Consider the following 20,315-nt stretch of genomic DNA (forward strand, 5'->3'; position numbering starts at 1 on the left):
GCGAAACAGAAAGGCTGAATACAAGATTTCTTAAGTTTTTATGGAAGGTAATAGTTATATGGTTGCTCAAATTCGAATTGGACAAGGAATGGATGTACATGCCTTTGAAGCGGGGAACTTCGTTACATTGGCTGGCATTCAAATTCCACATACACATGGCTTGAAAGCACACTCTGATGGCGATGTGGTACTTCATGCTCTGTGTGATGCTTTGTTAGGTGCTTTGGCACTCGGAGATATTGGACAACACTTTCCTGACACTGACCCAGAATACAAAGGCGCAGACAGTCGAGTATTGTTAAAGCATGTTTACCAACTCATATTGGATCGCGGTTATCAGTTAAATAATGCTGATATTACGGTGGCTTGTGAGCGTCCCAAATTAGCTAAGCATAATTTGGAAATGCGTCAAAGCATTGCTAATGTTTTAAATGTAGATGTTAATCAAATCAGTATTAAAGCGACGACAACCGAAAAACTTGGGTTTACCGGTCGTCAAGAAGGTATTTTAGCTACAGCAACTGTTTTAGTCTCTCATCACACTAAGTGATCGACCTGTTGCAAAGACTGTTGAAGCTCTAGAGTTGCCTTACGGCCTTGTAGCTGTAAGGTAATGCTATGAATAAGCCCTGTCCAAGTTTCATTAGGTTCCCAAATTTCATGGAGTAAATCTTGAGAAGTAGGCATGTCCATATTCATATAAAACTGTCTATAGACATACATGAGGCAACTAGAGCGATCGTTTTTAGTACAGTGAATCCAGACAATTTCATTCTGGACTAAATGATCAATAAGATCGAGTACTAATAAACATTGCTCGGCAGATGGAGTCTCCCAGTCAATTGGAATATGGATATAATTTAAACCGAGGTCTAAACAAATACGATCTTCATTTTCAATATGATTTGGTGCGTTACTTAAAGCGAGATTAATGACTGTACTGCAACCATATTCTTTAATCAGTTTCAGTTGTTCGATTGAGGGTTGAGCTGAACTAAATAAGTGCTCATGAATAACAGAAAAAGTAGGGATTTGAGCTAATGATTGTTCAAGAGTGGTCATGATCGTACTCAGCAAGAGTGAGTTTGGCTTATTGTGTTCAATGTTATACACGATTATATATGAGAGATAAAATACGGCTTGCTTATATATTCATCAGCCTAAACAAGAATATTAAAAAAATTATACTAAACAAAAGAAGTAATTTAGAAAATAAAAAAACAGCACGATAAAAGTGCTGTTTTTAAAGAAAGAAATTAAGCTTATTTTAGATGTTCATTTAGTAAAAATTCCATCAAGGCTTTTTGTGCATGTAGGCGATTTTCAGCTTCATCCCAGACCACTGCATTTTTATGGTCTAGCATTGTTTCAGAAATTTCTTCACCACGATGGGCAGGTAAACAGTGCATGAACAAACAGTCAGGATGAGCAAATCCCATTAATTTTTCATTGACTTGAAAAGCAGCAAAGGCTCTTTCACGAAGCTTCTGTTCTTCTTCTTGTCCCATGCTTGCCCATACATCTGTCACAATGAGATCAGCATTTACAGCAGCGTCTTCTGCATTGTCAAAAACTTCAACACAATGACCAAACTCTGCTAGAAATTCAGGTTTAGGCTCATATCCTTTCGGCGATGCAATTTTGAGTTTAAAGCCCATCATGTGTGCAGCTTCAATATATGAGTTGCACATATTATTGCCATCACCAATCCAAGCAACAGTTTTGCCTTTAATGCTACCGCGGTGTTCATTATAAGTCTGTAAATCTGCAAGTAACTGGCAAGGATGATGGTCATCTGTCAAACCGTTAATAACAGGAACTTTTGAATACGATGCAAAACGTTCAACAATGTCATGACCGAAAGTACGAATCATCACAATATCAAGCATACTTGAAATTACACGTGCTGAGTCTTCAATCGGTTCACCACGACCTAATTGTGTGTCGCGAGGCGATAGAAAAATCGCACTACCACCAAATTGATTAATGCCTGCTTCAAAAGAGATACGTGTACGCGTGCTTGATTTCTCAAAAATCATTCCCAATACTTTACCAACAAAAGGTTGGAATACCTTATTGTCATGCTGCATTTTTTTAAGCTCGCTTGCGCGTTCTAAAATGCGATTAAGTTCTAGAGTGGATAGATCACGTAAAGTCAGGAAATGTCTTAGAGCCATGTAGCTACTCCATAATAATTGTTATGAAATACAACAATTATCTGTTGTTGGCTGGGTGGATGTGGAAAAAAAGAAGTCTACTATACTATAAGCATTTTAAAATGCAAAAGAATTAGACTTTATGGTGGCCCTTGAGGAAAATATCTACGCAATATTCAATATAATCAATAGCTTCTTTCTCATCTGGTAGAGCGGGCATACCCATAATCATACGCCATTCAATATCGCGTAAAATCCCAAAATACATGAGTGAAGAATAATAGGGAGAATTGCATGTAATTTCCCCTGATTTATCTGCAGACTCTAATGCTTGGGTAAGCGTGTTTTGTAAATTGTGTACCCATTTGTCATATAGGTATTGTATGAGCACAGTATTATACTCGGTCTGTTCGATAATAAGTCGTAAAAAAGCAACATGTTCGGGTTGAATAATGTGAACATAAACACGATTGAGTGTTTGAATAAGATATTCTCTTAAAGTACTTTTTTCTGGTTGGAATGGAATACATACATCTTTAAAAAACATTTCACGTTTATGATCACAAATAGCGGCAAAAAGCCCTTCTTTATTGCCAAAATATTTGTAAATAGAAGCCTTAGAGCCACCGGCATGATTAACAATGTCATCAAGTGAAACGGCATCATATCCTTTTTCCAAGAACAGCTCGGTCGCGCTTAACAGAAGAGCTAAACGACGTTCAATACCGCGGCGTGTTTGAGGTTTTTCACATACTGAATGATGTGACTCAAGGACTGAATCATGCATAAAATTTAATAACAACGACTAACTTTGCTTATTTAGTATAGCAAAACTATCTTTAAGGATGGTCATCACTATTTTTTTAGATCAACTGCTGAACAGTAAATAAAATAGCTTTAAAATTAACTTATATAAAATAGTTGTTTAGATCTATTTTTAGGGTGCTCTAATGATGTAACCTGATGTTCATTTTTAAATTTAATAAAAAAATAAAGCGGCTAAGACAACCTTAGCCGCTTTTAATTTAGGTAATAAGCTTTTTAGGCTTCAGTTTGGGTAACCTTATGTTCATCTTCTTCATCATCGTCAGCAGAATCCATTCCAAGTTCTTTTAACTTGCGAGTTAAGGTGTTGCGGCCCCAACCCAGTAATTCTGCAGCATGGCGTTTGCGTCCACGCGTTTGTTGTAAGGCAGCGTTAATTAACGTGCGCTCAAACATTGGTGTAGCGATGTCCAAAATCTTCATTTCACCATTCTTAAGTTTTTGAATTGCCCATTGATTTAGTAGTTCATCCCAATGGTGTAAAGAAATGCGTTCAAATGAAGGGGCAGGTTGTCCAGCATCAGTATTCTTTTGCAATGGAACCTGTTTGAGTTCAGAAGGTAAATCTTCTGGATACACTTCACGCCCGGTGATCATTACAGTTAACCAGCGGCACGTGTTTTCAAGTTGTCGAACATTGCCGGGCCATGGCAACTGTTGCATATAGTCTGTTGTCTCGGTACGTAAGATTTTTGGACTTACGCCAAGCTCTTTACCTGCACGCGCAAGAAAGTGCTGAGCAAGCATTGGGATATCTTCGCTACGGTGAGCAAGTTTAGGAATGTGAATGCGGATCACATTTAAGCGGTGATATAAGTCTTCACGGAAGCGACCTTCGTTTACCAGCTTTTCTAAATCCTGATGCGTTGCTGCAACGATTCGAACATCAACTTTAACTGGGATATGTCCACCTACACGATAAAATTCACCGTCAGCGAGCACACGAAGTAGTCGAGTCTGTGTTTCAAATGGCATGTCACCAATTTCATCAAGGAATAGTGTTCCGCCATTTGCTTGTTCAAAGCGGCCTTGATGCTGAGTGTTTGCTCCTGTAAAAGCGCCTTTTTCATGACCAAACAACTCGGTTTCAATCAAGTCTTTTGGAATTGCAGCCATATTTAAAGCAATAAAAGGCTTGGCACGGCGTGGGGAGTGCTTGTGTAAAGCATGTGCAACTAGTTCTTTACCTGTACCTGATTCACCATTAATTAAAACGGTAATATGAGATTGAGATAAACGGCCGATGGCGCGGAAAACCTCCTGCATTGCCGGAGATTCACCAATAATTTCTGTTGATTGAAGAGGTAAAGCGGTTTTTGTAGCTTCTTGCTGTTGTAGCTTGTTGATATGCAGGATTGCACGATTTACTAAAGCTAAAGCTTCATCAATATCAAATGGCTTTGGTAAATATTCAAATGCACCTGTTTGATAACTTGAAACAGCAGATTCTAAATCGGAGTGTGCAGTCATAATAATGACAGGTAAATCTGGATGAGTGTTTTTGACTTTAGATAAGAAAGTTAACCCATCAATCCCAGGCATGCGTATGTCAGTTAAAATGACATCGGGAGCGTCATGATGCAAACGTTCAAGCGCAGTTTGAGCTTCTTCAAAATTGGTAACATCAAAACCCTCTTCTTTAAAGGTCTTTTCCAATACCCATCGCATGGCGCGATCATCATCAATAACCCATATTTTATTTCGCGACACGGTCTGACTCCCAAGGTAAATATAAGCTAAAAATAGTTTTTCCAGGAACAGATTGGCATTCAATCATTCCGTTATGTTGATGCATAATATTCTGTGCAATACTCAGGCCAAGCCCAGTACCTTTTGCTCGTCCAGTAACCAATGGATAGAATACTGACTCCAAAATACTTTCAGGAATGCCTGGTCCATTATCTTCAATGTCGACTCGAACGGTGGATCGATTCAGTACACCATTAATCGTGACAAGACGCTGTATTCGCGTACGTAGAATTAACTCTGGTTCCTGATCTATAAAAAATGCTTTGTTTTCTGTAATGGCTTGAATTGCATTTACACTAATATTGAGCATAACCTGTATTAACTGATCTCGATCGGCATTAACATCGGGTAATGACAAATCATAGTCACGTATAATTTTAATTTTCTTCTTTGTCTGGTTTGCAATAAGAGAGCGTACTCGTTCTAAGGGTTCGTGTACGTTAACATTTTCATAGCTTGGTAGTTGTCTAGAACCTAACATGGTATCAGCCAAGTTGGTTAAACGATCTACTTCATTAATGATGACATCTGTGAATTCTGCATAAGTCTTATCATTTAAACTACGAGCGAGTAACTGGGTTGCTCCCCGAATACCTGCAAGTGGGTTTTTAATTTCATGTGCAACACCACGCACGAGTTGTCTAGCGACCTGATGCTGTTGAACCAGATTTTCTTCTTTTGAAATCTTTAACATGCGATCGATTGGATTAAGCTCAATCAACAGTAATGGATGGTAGCTTTTACCTGCATTTAATTGAGAAACTGTGTAATCCACATGGAGGTCTTTAAAGTTGACATTAATGACAGCTTCTCGACGCGTATAGGGTTGTCCGGTTTTTATGGTGTTTAATAAAGCTTCATGTGTATTAAAAGTATCGTCGGGGGCATGAAGCAAGTTTAAAACGGGCTGCCCTGAAGCACGGAGCAAACTAATGTCAAATAGTGCTTCACAGGCTGAATTTAAATAAAAAATGTTCAAGTTACTATCGATTAATAAAATCGCAGTAGTTAAATTGTCTACCAATAGGCGATAGTCGATAGGGTTGTGTTGATCCATTAGCGAATCGTTCCTGTCTTAAAATAGCGCAATGGCATCTTCTTGGTTATCGGATTTTCACCGTTATAGAACATGAACGATGCAAAATATACGCCAACTTTGTTTATGGGTTCTTTTAAAGTTTTAAGGTACTTAAAAACGCGCTGAAATCGTTCTTTCTATCTTTTGATCAAAGCAGATGGCTTAAGTTTAGATAATAACATGATCTAAATTGGTGCAAAGATGGGTTTTGGTGCAAATGTTGGTTGTATTTTGGTGCATTACACAAAGAGTAGGCTTTCCACCTATGCTTGAGACAAGAAAAGACATACAATACGCGCATTCAAGTGGAGCGCAGATTCATGAAGACCCCCAAAGTCGGTTTTGTTTCTTTAGGTTGTCCTAAGGCATTGGTAGATTCTGAACGAATTTTAACTCAGTTAAAGACTGAAGGTTATCAAGTTGCATCAGATTATGATGGTGCTGATTTAGTAGTTGTTAATACCTGTGGTTTTATTGAATCTGCGGTACAAGAGTCGCTAGATGCAATTGGCGAGGCCATGAGTGAAAATGGTCGAGTGATCGTTACTGGATGCTTAGGTAAAGATGAAGATAAAATTCGTCAAATGCATCCAAACGTTTTAAAGGTTACTGGTGCAGCAGCTTATCAAGATGTGATGGAAGCTGTACATGAATATGTACCAGCACCACCTAAACATAATCCGTTTATTGATTTGGTTCCTGAACAAGGAATTCGCTTAACACCAAAGCATTATGCCTACTTAAAAATATCTGAAGGATGTAACCATCGTTGTACCTTCTGTATTATTCCAAGTATGCGTGGTGACTTGGTTTCTCGTCCAGTCGGTAGTGTATTAGAAGAAGCTGCTGCACTTAAAAGAGCAGGTGTTAAAGAAATCTTGGTTATTTCTCAAGATACATCAGCTTATGGCGTAGATACCAAGTACAAACTTGACTTCTGGAATGGTCAGCCTGTTAAGACAAAATTCTTTGACATGTGTGAAGCTCTAGGCCAATTAGGCATCTGGGTGCGTCTACACTATGTTTATCCATATCCACATGTGGATGCGGTAATCGATTTAATGGCACAAGGTAAAATCCTGCCATATCTGGATATTCCATTCCAACACGCAAGCCCACGTATTCTTAAATTAATGAAGCGTCCGGCTCACAGTGAAAATACACTAGAAAAAATTAAGTTGTGGCGTGAAAAATGTCCTGATCTTGTGATCCGCTCTACTTTTGTGGTGGGTTTCCCAGGTGAAACTGAAGAAGACTTCCAGCTGTTGCTTGATTGGTTGGTTGAAGCTCAACTTGATCGTGTGGGTTGTTTTACCTATTCACCAGTAGAAGGCGCTACGGCAAATGATTTGCCAGATCATGTGCCAGAAGAAATTAAACAAGAGCGTTACGAGCGCTTTATGCAAGTCCAGCAAGAAATTTCTGCTGCCAGATTGCAAAAACGTATTGGTCAAACGATGACTGTTTTGGTCGATAGTTTAGAAGATGAATATCCTGTTGCCGTTGCACGTTCTTATGCTGATGCTCCGGAAATTGACGGTAATGTGTTTGTAGAAGATATCGATAAGAACACTATTCAACCGGGCGATATGTTGGAAGTCGAAATTACCGATGCGGATGAATACGATTTATTTGCAAAGTTAATTAAAATTAAATCGGTTTAATCGAAATATATTAAAGAGCATTCAGTTTAAGAGGTTTTGGAGCAAAGTCATGGCGGAAACAATTAGCCCTCGTTATTCACGTATTCTATTAAAATTATCTGGTGAGGCATTATCAGGTAATAAAGACATGGGTATTGATGCCCAAGTTTTAGATCATATGTCCCTTTCAATTGCACACTTGGTTGGCTTGGGTGTACAAGTGGGTATCGTTGTGGGTGGCGGTAATTTGTACCGTGGTAGTCAGTTGCAAAAAGATGGCTTGGTTGGTCGTGTAACAGGCGATCAAATGGGTATGCTTGCAACTGTAATGAATGGCTTAGCTATGCGTGATGCTTTAGTTCGTCGTAATATCAGAACTCGTCTTATGTCTGCATTGCCAATTGGTACAGTAGTAGAGTCTTATTCAAGTCGTGATGCGATTCGTCATTTGAGCCAAGGTGAAGTTTGTGTTTTTGTTGCGGGCACAGGAAATCCATTTTTCACAACGGATACAGCGGCATGTTTACGCGGAATTGAAATTGAAGCCAATTTGATTTTAAAAGCGACTAAAGTAGATGGCGTTTATAATAAAGATCCAAGTAAATTTGAAGATGCTGTTAAATACGATCATTTAACCTTTGATCAGGTGTTAGATGAAAAACTTGGTGTTATGGATTTGACCGCTATTTGTTTATGTCGAGACCATAATGTGCCATTGCAAGTTTTTGATATGAATAAATCAGGTGCGTTATTGTCAGTAGTAATGGGTGAAAAAGAAGGGACGCGCGTTACTAAATAATGTACGTGTTACCTAAAGCTCTTTATACTAGCGCTAAATTAAATTTGTTAAATATATCTTTGAATAAATAAGTAAGGTAGATCATATGATTAACGATCTGAAAAAAGACAGCGAACAGCGTATGTTAAAAACTCTAGAGTCTTTGGAGCTAGGGTTTGCTAAAGTTCGTACCGGCCGTGCACACCCATCAATCTTAAATGGTGTAATGGTTCCTTACTACGGTTCTGATGTGCCTTTAAATCAAGTAGCAAACGTGGGTATCGAAGACTCTCGTACACTTATTGTTCAGCCATTTGAGCGTACAATGGTTTCAGCTATTGATAAGGCAATCCGTGAAAGTGATCTTGGTTTAAACCCGATTACAGCAGATGCAATTCGTGTACCTTTACCAGCATTAACTGAAGAAACGCGTCGTGATATGCAAAAAGTTGCGCGTAATGAAGCTGAAAATGCAAAAGTTGCGATTCGTAATATTCGCCGCGATGTATTGGGTGATATCAAAGCATTGTTGAAAGAAAAAGAAATTTCTGAAGATGATGAGCGCCGTGCAGGTGATGATATTCAGAAAATTACTGACAAATATGTTGCAGAAGTAGACAAGCGTCTTGCAGCGAAAGAAGCAGAATTGATGAAGGTCTAATTTTTATGACCGATTCTGAAGAGTATCATCTTCCCAAGCATGTTGCCATCATTATGGATGGCAACAACCGCTTTGCAAAAAAAAATCAAATGCAAAAAGGTGATGGCCATCGGGAGGGTAAAAATGTTCTCGATCCTATCGTTGAACATTGTAAAAAAACTGGTATTCGTGCTTTAACTGTTTTTGCATTTTCAAGTGAAAATTGGAATCGACCGCAGTATGAAGTCGATCTGCTTATGAAGCTTCTGGAAGAAAGTATTCATGAGCAAATACCTCGCATGAAGAAATTTAATATTGCTTTGCGTTTTATCGGTGATCGTTCTCGATTATCCTCACACTTAGTTGCCTTAATGGAAGATGCAGAGCAACAGACAGCACACCATGACACTATGACTCTAACTATTGCAATCAGCTATGGTGGGATGTGGGACATTGCAAATGCAGCAAAACAGGTTGCTCAAGCAGTTGCCCGTGGTGAATTTGGTGCTGATCAAATAAATGTTGATTTGTTCGAAAAATATGTCAGTCTAAACGATCTGCCGGCTGTGGACCTATTAATCCGTACAGGCGGAGATTATCGCATATCTAATTTCTTGTTATGGCAAGCAGCTTATGCGGAACTGTATTTTACGGATACTTTATGGCCAGAATTTACAGTAAAAGAGTTCGATCATGCCTTGAATGTTTTTTCTGGGCGTGAACGTCGTTTTGGCAAAACATCTGAACAAATTCAGCAAGAGAAAATAGAGAATTTATAATGTTAGAGCGGATTGTTACCGCATTGGTACTTGTTGCAGTTGTTTTAGGCTGTATGTTTGCTACGCAATCACATTATCCAATGTTGGTTCTTATGATTGTTGCAGCAGGGGTTGCGGGGTATGAATGGTATAAATTAATGCCTCGCGAAACTGCAAATGCTGTTAAACCCAAAGCTTGGTGCTACGGTCTGCTTGTTGCATTTGTTTCAGGTGTTGCCCTATTTTTCCATGATATTGCATTACTTTTGTGGTCTGCTTCAATTTTGACTTGGATTGTAAGTGTATATTGGGTTAAGTCATTTCCCGAATTTGATGGCTGGTATAACGCGACCTTGTATGTGATTGGCATAATTTTAGTCTGTGCTGCGGTAACCTCAATTTTTGTAGTATGGCAGAGCTCACCATGGTGGTTAATGTATCTGTTCTTGCTCGTATGGGGCGCAGATAGTGGTGCTTACTTTGTTGGTCGCAAATTTGGGAAAAGAAAACTAGCTCCGACTGTAAGCCCTAACAAATCAGTGGAAGGTTTGTACGGTGGTATTATTACGACCGTAGTAATAATGTTGGTTGTGCAATATCATTATCTAAATTTAACTTTAATTCAGCAAATTCTGTTTCTTATATTGTCATTAATTACAGTATTTGGTTCAGTTTTGGGTGACTTATTTGAATCAATGATTAAACGTCGTGCCGGTATTAAAGATTCTGGTCGTGTTCTACCTGGTCATGGTGGTGTTTTAGATCGTATTGATTCTTTACTTGCTGCAGCCCCGATCTTTGCAACGGGAATGTATATATTAAAACTTATTGGTGTAGATTTATAGATGACACAATCTGTTTGCATATTAGGTGTAACCGGTTCCATTGGTCAAAGTACCTTAAAAATTTTAAATCAACATCCTGATAAGTATTCAGTGTTTGCAGTTTCAGCTCATAGCCGAATTTCTGAGTTGGTTGAAATTTGTAAACAGTTCCAGCCAAAAGTTGTGGTTGTTCCAGAGCAAAAAGTTGCCGAATTAACAGCTCTATTTGCAGATAATAAATTACAAAATATTGAAATTCTGGTTGGTCAAGATGGTCTGGTAAGTATTGCTTCTCATCCAGATGTTGATGTTGTTATGGCCGCAATTGTTGGCGCTGCAGGTTTGTTGCCAACTCTGGCTGCTGTGAAAGCTGGCAAGCGTGTATTATTGGCGAATAAAGAAGCTTTGGTTATGTCTGGTGAAATCATGATGCAAGCAGCACGTGATCATCAGGCGTTGTTATTGCCAGTAGATTCCGAACACAACGCTATTTTTCAGTCATTACCTCATAATTATTTAGAAGCCGAAAGAAATGGGCAACCACAGCAGGGCGTATCTAAAATTTTATTAACAGCCTCTGGTGGCCCTTTTTTAAACCATTCTTTAGAGCAGTTAAAAAAAGTTACTCCTCAGCAAGCCTGTAAGCATCCTAATTGGTCTATGGGACAGAAAATCTCAGTTGACTCGGCTACTCTTATGAATAAAGGGTTGGAGTTGATTGAGGCATGCCATTTGTTTTCAATATCTGAACATTTTGTTACAGTTGTTGTTCACCCACAAAGTATTATTCATTCTATGGTGCAATATGTTGATGGCTCAACATTGGCACAAATGGGTAATCCAGATATGTGTACGCCAATTGCGCATGCTTTAGCATGGCCTGAGCGTTTACAGACTAATGTTCCTGCTTTAAATTTATTTGAGTATTCTCAGCTTAATTTTCAAGCGCCAGATATCCAAAAATTCCCAGCACTTGATTTGGCACGTCAAGCAATGCGTGAGGGAGGTTTGGCACCTACTATTTTAAATGCCGCAAATGAAGTTGCTGTTGCTGCATTTTTAAAGGAACAAATTGGATTTACAAATATTCCACAAGTGGTAGAACATACTTTGCAAAAATTGGAAAATTCAGTTGCTGAAAATATTGAGTGCATTTTAGATAAAGATGAAATAGCACGAAACGTAGCACAGCAATATATATCAAGTATAGGAGGCTGAAATGAGCGCATTATTTATGATTGCAGCAGCAGCTCTTTTACTTGGTCCTTTAATTGCAATCCATGAGTTCGGCCATTACTGGGTGGCACGAAAACTAGGTGTTAAGGTTTTAGTATATTCGATTGGTTTTGGTCCTACCTTACTCAAATGGACATCAAAAAAATCTGGAATCAAATACCAGCTTTCAGCTTTACCATTGGGTGGCTATGTCAAAATGCTCGATGAGCGTGAAGGTAATGTTGCAGAGCAGGATTTACCTTATGCATTTAACCGCCAAAAACCATGGAAACGTATAGCAATTGTTGCAGCTGGCCCCTTAATTAACTTGATTTTTGCTGTCTTACTTTTCTGGATCTTATTTTTACCAGCACAAGAACAACTAAACACTAGAGTTGGTAAAGTCATACCAAACTCACCAGCAGCAACTGCACAAATGCAAGTAGGTGACAAGATTATCGCGGTTGATGGAAAAGAAACGCAAACTTGGGAAAAACTTAACTTTGCTTTGATTGATCGGGTAGGTGAAACTGGTAATGTAAATATTGATGTAGACCGTGCAGGTACTGAAAAAAATATTGTTTTACCGATTAAAGATTTCTTAAAAAACCAGAATGAATCAGCTTTAGATGTGTTAGGTTTTTTACCATATCGTCCTGTTATTCCCGCTGTTATCACTGAATTGACTCAAGATGGAGCTGCAATTCGTCAAGGAATGAAAGTAGGCGATCGTATTATTTCAATTAATGGTCAAGCAATGAAAGACTGGTTTGATGTTGTCGAGGTAGTACAACATTCTCCAGAAAAATTACTCAATATTGATGTTTTACGTAATGGTCAATTAGTTCATTTGCAAGTCATGCCTCAAGGGAAGAAGGATAACATGGGGCAAGTGGGCGGTGTTTTGGGCGTGAAAAGTGATGCAGGAAAAATTACAATTCCTGACGAATATAAGCAAACAATTCAATATACTCCAATACAAGCTTTCGAGATGTCACTAGATAAAACTGGTCAGATCTCTAGCATGATATTGAGTTCAATAGTAAAAATGGTTAAGGGTTTAATTGGTTTAGAGAATCTTTCTGGACCAATTACAATCGCGAAAGTAGCGGGACAAAGTGCAGAAATGGGATGGCAGACTTTTATCTCATTTATGGCTTTAATGAGCGTAAGTCTTGGAATTTTAAATTTATTACCAATTCCAATGCTAGATGGTGGACATCTTGTTTATTACATTATTGAAGCTATTCGAGGTAAGCCTGTTTCTGAACAAATACAAATGTTTGGTCTAAAAATTGGTATGGTACTGCTCGGTAGTATGATGCTTTTGGCTTTATTTAATGATTTTATGCGTTTGTAAACGTATATGGACTTATAACTTACTGGAAAAAACTGGCATGCGGCACACACATTTTTTAATGCCTTTGGCACTTGTTAGCGCTATGGCGGCGGTACAACAAGCATATGCAGCTGATGATTTCGTTGTTCGAGATATTCGCGTAGATGGTTTGGTCCGTCTTACTCCTGCAAATGTTTATACTATGTTGCCAATCAACAGTGGCGATCGCGTTAATGAGCCAATGATCGCAGAAGCAATTCGAACATTGTATGCCACTGGACTTTTTGACGATATTAAAGCATCAAGAGATAACGATACTTTAGTTTTTAATGTCGTAGAGCGCCCAATTATTTCAAAGCTTGAATTTAAGGGTAATAAACTTATTCCTAAAGAGGCATTGGAACAAGGTCTCAAAAAAATGGGAATTGCTGAAGGCGAAGTTTTCAAAAAATCGGCTTTGCAAACAATTGAAACTGAATTAGAGCAGCAATATACCCAGCAGGGTCGTTACGATGCTGATGTAACTGTTGATACGATAGCTCGTCCAAATAACCGTGTTGAACTTAAATTAAATTTTAATGAAGGTACAGCCGCTAAAGTTTTTAATATCAATATTATTGGTAATACTGTTTTTAAAGACAGCGAAATTAAACAAGCCTTTGCAGTTAAAGAAAGTGGTTGGGCTTCTGTTGTAACCCGTAATGACCGTTATGCGAGAGAGAAAATGGCAGCGAGCCTTGAAGCTTTGCGCGCTATGTATCTTAATAAGGGTTATATCAATTTTCATATCAATAACTCGCAGCTTAATATTAGTGAAGATAAAAAGAACATCTTTATTGAAGTTGCTGTAGATGAGGGTAGCCAATTTAAATTTGGACAAACCAAATTTTTGGGTGATGCACTTTACAAGCCTGAAGAATTACAAGCTTTAAAAATCTATAAAGATGGCGATACTTATTCACAAGAAAAAGTGAATGCTGTTAAGCAATTGTTATTGCGTAAATACGGTAATGCTGGTTATTACTTTGCAGATGTGAATATTGTTCCACAAATTAATAATGACACAGGTGTTGTTGACTTAAATTACTATGTAAACCCAGGTCAGCAAGTTACTGTACGTCGTATTAATTTTACAGGTAACAGTAAAACTGCCGATGAAGTATTACGTCGTGAAATGCGTCAAATGGAAGGCGCTTTAGCGAGTAATGAAAAAATTGATCTGTCTAAAGTTCGTTTAGAACGTACAGGATTCTTTAAAACAGTTGATATTAAACCAGCTCGTATTCCAAACTCACCAGATCAGGTGGATTTAAACGTAAATGTTGAAGAGCAACATTCGGGGACTACAACATTAGCTGTAGGTTACTCGCAAAGTGGTGGTATCACGTTCCAAGCAGGTTTGAGCCAAACTAACTTTATGGGAACGGGTAACCGTGTTTCAATCGATTTATCTCGTTCTGAAACTCAAGATTACTATAACTTAAGTGTTACCGATCCTTACTTTACAATTGACGGTGTAAGCCGCGGTTATAACGTTTATTATCGTAAAACTAAACTTAATGATGACTATAACGTTAATAACTACGTTACCGATAGTTTCGGTGGTAGTTTAAGTTTTGGTTATCCAATTGATGAAAATCAAAGTTTAAGTGCTTCTTTAGGTGTTGATAATACTAAGGTAACGACAGGTGCATATGTATCGACATATGTACGTGACTACTTATTAGCAAATGGTGGAAAAACCACCTCAACAAGCACGTATTGTCGTGTTGACCTTGTTCAAGATAAGACAACTGGTTTATATAATTGTCCACCTGGGGAAACTTCTGATCCTTATGGAAGTGCATTTGAAGGTGAATTTTTTACATACAACTTAAATTTAGGTTGGTCATATAACACATTAAACCGCCCAATTTTCCCAACTTCTGGTATGTCACATCGTGTAGGCTTAGAAATTGGTTTACCTGGTAGTGATGTTGACTATCAAAAAGCAACTTATGATGCTCAGGCATTCTTCCCTATCGGTAGTACAGGTTTTGTACTTCGTGGCTATGGTAAGCTTGGCTATGGTAATGATTTACCATTCTATAAAAACTTCTATGCTGGCGGTTATGGCTCTGTTCGTGGTTATGATAACAGTACCTTGGGTCCGAAATATTCAAGTGTAAATTTACAAGAAGAAGGTAAAGATGACTCTTCTCCGGAAGAAGTTGGTGGTAATGCTCTTGTACAATTTGGTACTGAGTTAGCTTTGCCGTTACCTTTCAAAGGGGACTGGACTCGTCAAGTGAGACCAGTCATTTTTGCTGAAGGCGGTCAGGTATTTGATACCAAGTGCGACGTTGGTTCTTATTCTATGCTTATGAATGGACAAAAAATAGCAGATGCAAAAAAATACTGTGAAGATAACTATGGTTTCGACTTAGGTAATATGCGTTATAGCGTAGGTGTTGGTTTCACATGGATCACCATGATTGGACCATTATCTCTTAGCTATGCATTCCCTCTAAATGATAAGCCTGGTGATGAAACCAAAGAGATCCAGTTTGAAATCGGTCGTACTTTCTAAGTACGACTTGACTAAACATGAAATAAGGACACAAATTTAAATGAAAAAATTAAATATATTAATGTTAGGACTAGGTCTGACAGTTTCTGCTATGACTAACGCTGCGGGTTATGGTGTTATTGATCTTGCAAAAGTTGTTGAAAACAGTGCTTATTTGAAACAACAAAACGCAAGTTTAAATCAATCAGTTAAACCTACAACAACTCGTCTTGAGCAGTTGGGCAAAGAGTTAGAAGGTCTTCAACGTCAAGCCCAAACTCAAGGGCAAAAGATGAAAGAGGATGATATTAAAAAGCTTCAAGCGCAATATCAAACAAAACTCAATGAATTTAACTCGACTCAACAAGGTTTGCAGTCTAAAGTCCAAACTAGTTTGCAAGGAATGAACTCAACTTTTGAGAGTCGTGTGAAGCAAGCAGCTGAACAATTACGAAAAGAAAATAATCTTGACTTCATTTTGAATAAAAATTCAACCGTTGCCTATGACGCTAAATATGATTTAACTGATAAAATGATACAAAAGGTTAATTCAATGAAATAAATTAATGAAAGTGCAACATTATCGTTTAGATGAACTAGCTCACCTCGTAAATGGTGAGCTAGTAGGTACGGGTAGTCTTCAATTTATAAACTTAGCAAGTTTAGAAAATGCTGAAACTCATCAGATTGCTTTCGTGAATGGCGAAAAGTATATTGATCAAGCAAAGGCTAGCCGTGCAGGTGCGTACATTGTTACAAGCCTTATTAAAGAACAGCTCACTGACAAACAAAATTTTATTATTGTTGATAATCCTTACTTAGCTTTTGCCATACTTACTCATGTTTTTGATAAAAAAATCACATCGGTAGGTGTAGAAAGTACGGCTCAAATTCATCCTTCGGCGATCATTTCTGAAACAGCATATATTGGTCATTACGTAGTAATTGGCGAAAATTGTGTGGTCGGTGATAACACGATTATTCAGTCTCATACTCGACTGGATGATAATGTGGAAATTGGAAAAGATTGTTTTATTGATGCTCATGTCACCATTACTGGTGGATCTAAGTTATCTGACCGTGTACGAGTTCATGCAAGTACTGTAATTGGTAGTGAAGGTTTTGGCTTTGCGCCATATCAAGGAAAGTGGCATCGCATTGCTCAATTGGGCTCAGTTATTATTGGTAATGATGTTCGTATTGGTTCAAATTGTAGTATTGATCGAGGTGCACTCGACAACACAATTTTGGAAGATGGGGTAATTATTGATAACCTTGTGCAAATCGCGCATAACGTTCATATTGGTTCAAATACAGCTATCGCTGCTAAATGTGGAATTGCTGGTAGCGTTAAAATTGGCAAAAACTGCATTCTAGCAGGGGCTTGTGGTGTGTCAGGGCACCTTTCTATTACCGATAATGTGACTCTGACAGGAATGTCAATGGTCACAAAAAATATTTCTGAAGCTGGAACTTACTCTTCAGGAATTGGATTATTTGAAAATAGTCATTGGAAAAAGACAATTGTACGCTTGCGACAATTAGCAGATGTGCCATTGACCCAAATCACTAAACGACTTGATCATATACAAGCTCAAATAGAGTCTCTTGAATCAACCTTTAATTTGCGTAAATAGAATATTATGACCGAGTCAACTACACCTAAATTTGCCATCCCTGAATTACCAATGCAGATTCAAACGATTCGTCAATATTTGCCGCATCGTTACCCATTCTTATTGGTTGATCGTGTGACTGAAGTTACTGACAATAGTATTGTTGGTTATAAAAATGTTTCTATCAATGAAGAGTTCCTACAGGGACATTTCCCAGAATATCCAATTATGCCTGGTGTTCTAATTGTAGAAGCACTAGCTCAAGTTTCAGGTGTTCTAGGGTTTATTATGAACAATGAAACACCAAAACCTGGTTCTTTATTCCTCTTTGCTGGTGCGGAAAGAGTTAGATTTAAAAAACAAGTAGTTGCCGGTGACCAACTTGTATTAAAATCTGAATTAGTAATGCAAAAACGCGGTATCTACAAATATAACTGTACGGCTACCGTTGACGGTATTGTAGCAACAACCGCTGAAATTATGATTTCACACCAAAAAACAGAGCAGGCATGAGCAATCACGACTTAATTCATTCTACGGCCATTATTGATCCATCTGCAGTGATTGCTCCAGATGTCCAGATAGGACCTTATTGCGTTATCGGTCCAAATGTGACGATTGGTGCGGGTACTAAACTACATTCACATGTCGTAGTGGGTGGTTTTACCAAAATTGGTCAAAATAATGAGATTTTCCAGTTCGCAAGTGTTGGTGAAGTTTGCCAAGATTTGAAATATCAAGGTGAAGAAACTTGGTTAGAGATTGGTGATCATAATTTAATTCGTGAGCATTGCAGTTTACATAGAGGAACTGTGCAAGATAATGCTTTAACTAAAATAGGAAGTCATAACCTATTGATGGTTAATACACATATTGCACATGATTGTATTGTTGGTGATCATAATATTTTCGCGAATAATGTTGGTGTTGCCGGACATGTACATATAGGTGATCACATCATTATTGGTGGTAATTCTGGCATTCATCAATTCTGTAAAATCGATTCTTACAGTATGGTGGGTGGAGCATCACTAATTTTAAAGGATGTACCAGCTTACGTTATGGCTTCTGGTAACCCAGCCCATGCATTTGGTATTAATATCGAAGGAATGCGTAGAAAAGGTTGGTCTAAAAATACAATTCAAGGTCTCAGAGAGGCTTATAAGTTAATTTTTAAATCAGGGCTTACCTCTGTTCAAGCTGTAGAGCAGATTAAAAATGATATTCTTCCGAATGTTCCTGAAGCTCAATTATTAATTGACTCTGTTGAACAGTCAGAACGTGGTATTGTGCGCTAAGACAATATATTAAAAAAAGACACTGCAATATGCAGTGTCTTTTTTTTGCTTAAAATTATTATTTATTAAAAAATTTAGCCTCTTCAGATTTTGGATACTGACTTAAAATTTTAGTTTTATATTGGTTTGCTAAAGCTGTATTTTTATCGACATCTTTAACAATGCTATAGAGTTGATAAAGAGCACGAGGAGCTTTACTAGAATTTGGATATTGAGTTGCTACTACATTGTAGTTCTTTTTTGCCTCATTGTAGTTTACCGGATCAGTTGCTAAATTAAATTCAGCTAACCAAAAGTAAGCATTTCCCGTATAAACACTATTTGGGTGATTTTTAATAAAGTTTTGCATTGGAGCGATGGCTTTTTTTGCGCCACCTTGCTTATAGGCATCTAAAGCTACAGTGTAAGCAGCCTTTTCAAGCTCTACTGGGTTTGATTGATTTTGTGCTGGTGGTTGAGATGCTTCTGGTTGTGGAGGAGGAGTGGAGGAGGGGCTGCTTGTTGGAGTAGCATTTACTACTTTATTATCTACTGTGGAGGTTTCTGTGCTTGCCGTAGCTGGAGTGTCACTGTTTGCAGGATTATCTGATGGTGCACTTTCTGGATCAATTTTCTGATTAAGTAGCTCTAAACGTTGATCTAGGTCAGTATAACGATTAGATAAATCTTTTTTCAATTGTTCAATATCGTTTGATTGCTCTTCTAATTGTCCACGTAAGGCACGTACATCATTCTCTAATTGTTGGTTTTTTTGCATTAACTCCCAGTTTAAATTACTAGGTACCGAAACATTATTAGAAGGAGTGTTACTTGGATTGCCACCGCTTTGGCTTAAACCGCGAGACTCAATTGGAATGTTGGCATAGAGAGAGGTAGTGCTCATTAAGGCAATAAATAATAAAGAATGCTTCATCAATCGCATGAGTATAGGTCCATAATTTTATGTAAAAGCCAACTTGAGAAAGGAATATATAAACTATTCACTTAACTATCTAAGGTTTTAATTGGTTAATGCAATTAAAACAGCTAACAATATAAATGCAAGAATAGTTTACAATCTTCAAGCATATTTTATCCAAAATAAGATACAAGAAAGAATAAAGGAGAGAGAAGAATAGAAAGTTATGTATTTTTGCTGATGAATTAATCAATCGAAACATAAACTTGCTTAAAACTGGGAAGAAGGCTTGCATCTCTTTTAAAAATCTCTATACTTTGTCTGGCAATGGTAGCCCTGCTGGTGGCTTCGCAATTGTACTCTGTGAACCCCGCCAGGACCGGAAGGTAGCAACGGTAGCAGATCTATGATGTGCCGAAGTTTTGCTAGTGGGGCTGCCACCATTCTTATTAGTCCACTTTCCGTTGGACTGCTTTAATAATTACATCTAAATCAAATCCTCTATATTGTAAAAATCTAATCTGTTTTGCTTTAAGCTTTGGATCTTTTTCCACTTCTTCACCAAATTTTTTCACTTTGAGCTCATACGCTTGCTCTACCCAATCAATATCATGAATTTCATCTGCAATTAAATCATTTTCAAGCTGTTTGGTTTTTAAAGCTTGTTGAATGCGTTTTGGTCCTCTACCTTTACGAATTTGGCTAGCAAGCATTTGTTCAGCAACACGTTGATCACTTTGATAATTTTGTTCAGATAGCTCTTCAACGAGTTGCTTAACCTCTTCTGGGTTCTGAGCATAACGAGTCAATTTTTCAGTAAGCTCTGCTTTGGAATAATCCCGACGAGTCAATAAAGCAAAAGCATAAGAGCGTAAACGCTGTCCAGTAAGCGGGGCTCTTTGTTGAGACTGTTCTTCAGTTCTTTTGAACATGTTAGGATTCCCTTGTAA

At 37.9% G+C, this 20,315-nt stretch carries 20 protein-coding genes and 1 other RNA gene; 14 read left to right on the forward strand and 7 right to left on the reverse strand.

Features of this window, described 5'->3' with window-relative positions; all coding sequences use genetic code 11:
* The first annotated feature begins 58 nt into the window (after positions 1 to 58).
* The gene (gene ispF, locus RMB13_RS06340; protein ID WP_133746778.1) at positions 59 to 550 is read left to right on the forward strand and encodes a 2-C-methyl-D-erythritol 2,4-cyclodiphosphate synthase; all 492 of its coding nucleotides are present in this window, start codon (positions 59 to 61) and stop codon (positions 548 to 550) included.
* Here the strand turns inward: ispF and RMB13_RS06345 are convergent.
* The 5 genes from RMB13_RS06345 to glnL form a co-directional block, all read right to left on the reverse strand.
* Positions 538 to 1,062 carry a protein tyrosine phosphatase family protein gene (locus RMB13_RS06345; protein WP_004643117.1) on the reverse strand — a complete coding sequence of 175 codons (525 nt, stop codon included), beginning with the start codon at positions 1,060 to 1,062 and terminating at the stop codon, positions 538 to 540. The two genes, ispF and RMB13_RS06345, sit on opposite strands and share 13 nt — an antisense overlap.
* Before the next feature lie 200 nt (positions 1,063 to 1,262).
* Complete coding sequence (gene argF, locus RMB13_RS06350) at positions 1,263 to 2,177, reverse strand: ornithine carbamoyltransferase (RefSeq protein ID WP_005039975.1); 915 nt, start codon at positions 2,175 to 2,177, stop codon at positions 1,263 to 1,265.
* A 112-nt stretch (positions 2,178 to 2,289) separates the two neighbouring features.
* Positions 2,290 to 2,943 carry a TetR/AcrR family transcriptional regulator gene (locus tag RMB13_RS06355; protein WP_311084725.1) on the reverse strand — a complete coding sequence of 218 codons (654 nt, stop codon included), beginning with the start codon at positions 2,941 to 2,943 and terminating at the stop codon, positions 2,290 to 2,292.
* A gap of 254 nt (positions 2,944 to 3,197) precedes the next feature.
* A complete protein-coding gene (gene glnG, locus RMB13_RS06360; protein ID WP_005039979.1) occupies positions 3,198 to 4,691 on the reverse strand; it encodes a nitrogen regulation protein NR(I) in 1,494 nt (497 codons plus the stop codon).
* Positions 4,678 to 5,787, reverse strand: coding sequence for a nitrogen regulation protein NR(II) (glnL, locus tag RMB13_RS06365; protein ID WP_003652188.1), 1,110 nt, complete (start codon positions 5,785 to 5,787; stop codon positions 4,678 to 4,680). The genes glnG and glnL overlap by 14 nt, the downstream gene beginning before the upstream one ends.
* Positions 5,788 to 6,128: 341 nt before the next feature.
* Between glnL and rimO the strand changes: the two genes are divergently transcribed.
* From rimO to lpxA, 12 genes are all read left to right on the forward strand, one after another.
* The gene (rimO, locus tag RMB13_RS06375; protein WP_005039981.1) at positions 6,129 to 7,472 is read left to right on the forward strand and encodes a 30S ribosomal protein S12 methylthiotransferase RimO; all 1,344 of its coding nucleotides are present in this window, start codon (positions 6,129 to 6,131) and stop codon (positions 7,470 to 7,472) included.
* A gap of 49 nt (positions 7,473 to 7,521) precedes the next feature.
* Positions 7,522 to 8,250 carry a UMP kinase gene (pyrH, locus tag RMB13_RS06380; RefSeq protein ID WP_003652185.1) on the forward strand — a complete coding sequence of 243 codons (729 nt, stop codon included), beginning with the start codon at positions 7,522 to 7,524 and terminating at the stop codon, positions 8,248 to 8,250.
* A gap of 85 nt (positions 8,251 to 8,335) precedes the next feature.
* Positions 8,336 to 8,890 carry a ribosome recycling factor gene (gene frr / locus RMB13_RS06385; protein WP_004791853.1) on the forward strand — a complete coding sequence of 185 codons (555 nt, stop codon included), beginning with the start codon at positions 8,336 to 8,338 and terminating at the stop codon, positions 8,888 to 8,890.
* Positions 8,891 to 8,895: 5 nt separating this feature from the next.
* Positions 8,896 to 9,648 carry a polyprenyl diphosphate synthase gene (gene uppS, locus RMB13_RS06390; RefSeq protein WP_005039983.1) on the forward strand — a complete coding sequence of 251 codons (753 nt, stop codon included), beginning with the start codon at positions 8,896 to 8,898 and terminating at the stop codon, positions 9,646 to 9,648.
* Complete coding sequence (locus RMB13_RS06395; RefSeq protein ID WP_003652182.1) at positions 9,648 to 10,472, forward strand: phosphatidate cytidylyltransferase; 825 nt, start codon at positions 9,648 to 9,650, stop codon at positions 10,470 to 10,472. Before uppS ends, RMB13_RS06395 begins: the two co-directional genes overlap by 1 nt.
* Positions 10,473 to 11,669, forward strand: coding sequence for a 1-deoxy-D-xylulose-5-phosphate reductoisomerase (gene ispC, locus RMB13_RS06400; protein WP_311084726.1), 1,197 nt, complete (start codon positions 10,473 to 10,475; stop codon positions 11,667 to 11,669). It abuts the gene before it with no gap.
* Position 11,670: 1 nt separating this feature from the next.
* Positions 11,671 to 13,026, forward strand: a complete 1,356-nt coding sequence (rseP, locus tag RMB13_RS06405; protein ID WP_281830775.1) for an RIP metalloprotease RseP — start codon at positions 11,671 to 11,673, stop codon at positions 13,024 to 13,026.
* A 37-nt stretch (positions 13,027 to 13,063) separates the two neighbouring features.
* Positions 13,064 to 15,574 (forward strand): outer membrane protein assembly factor BamA, encoded by a 2,511-nt coding sequence (gene bamA / locus RMB13_RS06410; protein WP_373878389.1) that lies wholly within the window; start codon positions 13,064 to 13,066, stop codon positions 15,572 to 15,574.
* Between the two features lie 40 nt (positions 15,575 to 15,614).
* Positions 15,615 to 16,115, forward strand: coding sequence for an OmpH family outer membrane protein (locus RMB13_RS06415; RefSeq protein ID WP_281830770.1), 501 nt, complete (start codon positions 15,615 to 15,617; stop codon positions 16,113 to 16,115).
* Between the two features lie 4 nt (positions 16,116 to 16,119).
* A complete protein-coding gene (gene lpxD / locus RMB13_RS06420) occupies positions 16,120 to 17,190 on the forward strand; it encodes a UDP-3-O-(3-hydroxymyristoyl)glucosamine N-acyltransferase (RefSeq protein ID WP_005039996.1) in 1,071 nt (356 codons plus the stop codon).
* 6 nt (positions 17,191 to 17,196) lie between these two features.
* Positions 17,197 to 17,682 (forward strand): 3-hydroxyacyl-ACP dehydratase FabZ, encoded by a 486-nt coding sequence (gene fabZ / locus RMB13_RS06425; protein ID WP_003652176.1) that lies wholly within the window; start codon positions 17,197 to 17,199, stop codon positions 17,680 to 17,682.
* A complete protein-coding gene (gene lpxA / locus RMB13_RS06430; RefSeq protein ID WP_003652175.1) occupies positions 17,679 to 18,467 on the forward strand; it encodes an acyl-ACP--UDP-N-acetylglucosamine O-acyltransferase in 789 nt (262 codons plus the stop codon). Before fabZ ends, lpxA begins: the two co-directional genes overlap by 4 nt.
* Positions 18,468 to 18,525: 58 nt before the next feature.
* On the opposite strand, the gene RMB13_RS06435 is transcribed toward lpxA, so the two are convergent.
* On the reverse strand, positions 18,526 to 19,389 hold the full coding sequence (locus tag RMB13_RS06435) for a YbgF trimerization domain-containing protein (RefSeq protein ID WP_311084727.1): 864 nt from the start codon (positions 19,387 to 19,389) through the stop codon (positions 18,526 to 18,528).
* A 313-nt stretch (positions 19,390 to 19,702) separates the two neighbouring features.
* On the opposite strand from RMB13_RS06435, the gene ffs reads away from it, so the two are divergent.
* Positions 19,703 to 19,799: signal recognition particle sRNA small type (gene ffs / locus RMB13_RS06440), an RNA gene on the forward strand.
* Between the two features lie 15 nt (positions 19,800 to 19,814).
* On the opposite strand, the gene RMB13_RS06445 is transcribed toward ffs, so the two are convergent.
* Entirely contained in the window at positions 19,815 to 20,297 is a 483-nt protein-coding gene (locus tag RMB13_RS06445) for a regulatory protein RecX (RefSeq protein WP_005040002.1), read from the reverse strand.
* Positions 20,298 to 20,315: the final 18 nt, after the last annotated feature.

It is taken from the genome of Acinetobacter sp. V102_4 (genome assembly GCF_031799005.1).
Taxonomy (GTDB): domain Bacteria; phylum Pseudomonadota; class Gammaproteobacteria; order Pseudomonadales; family Moraxellaceae; genus Acinetobacter; species Acinetobacter calcoaceticus.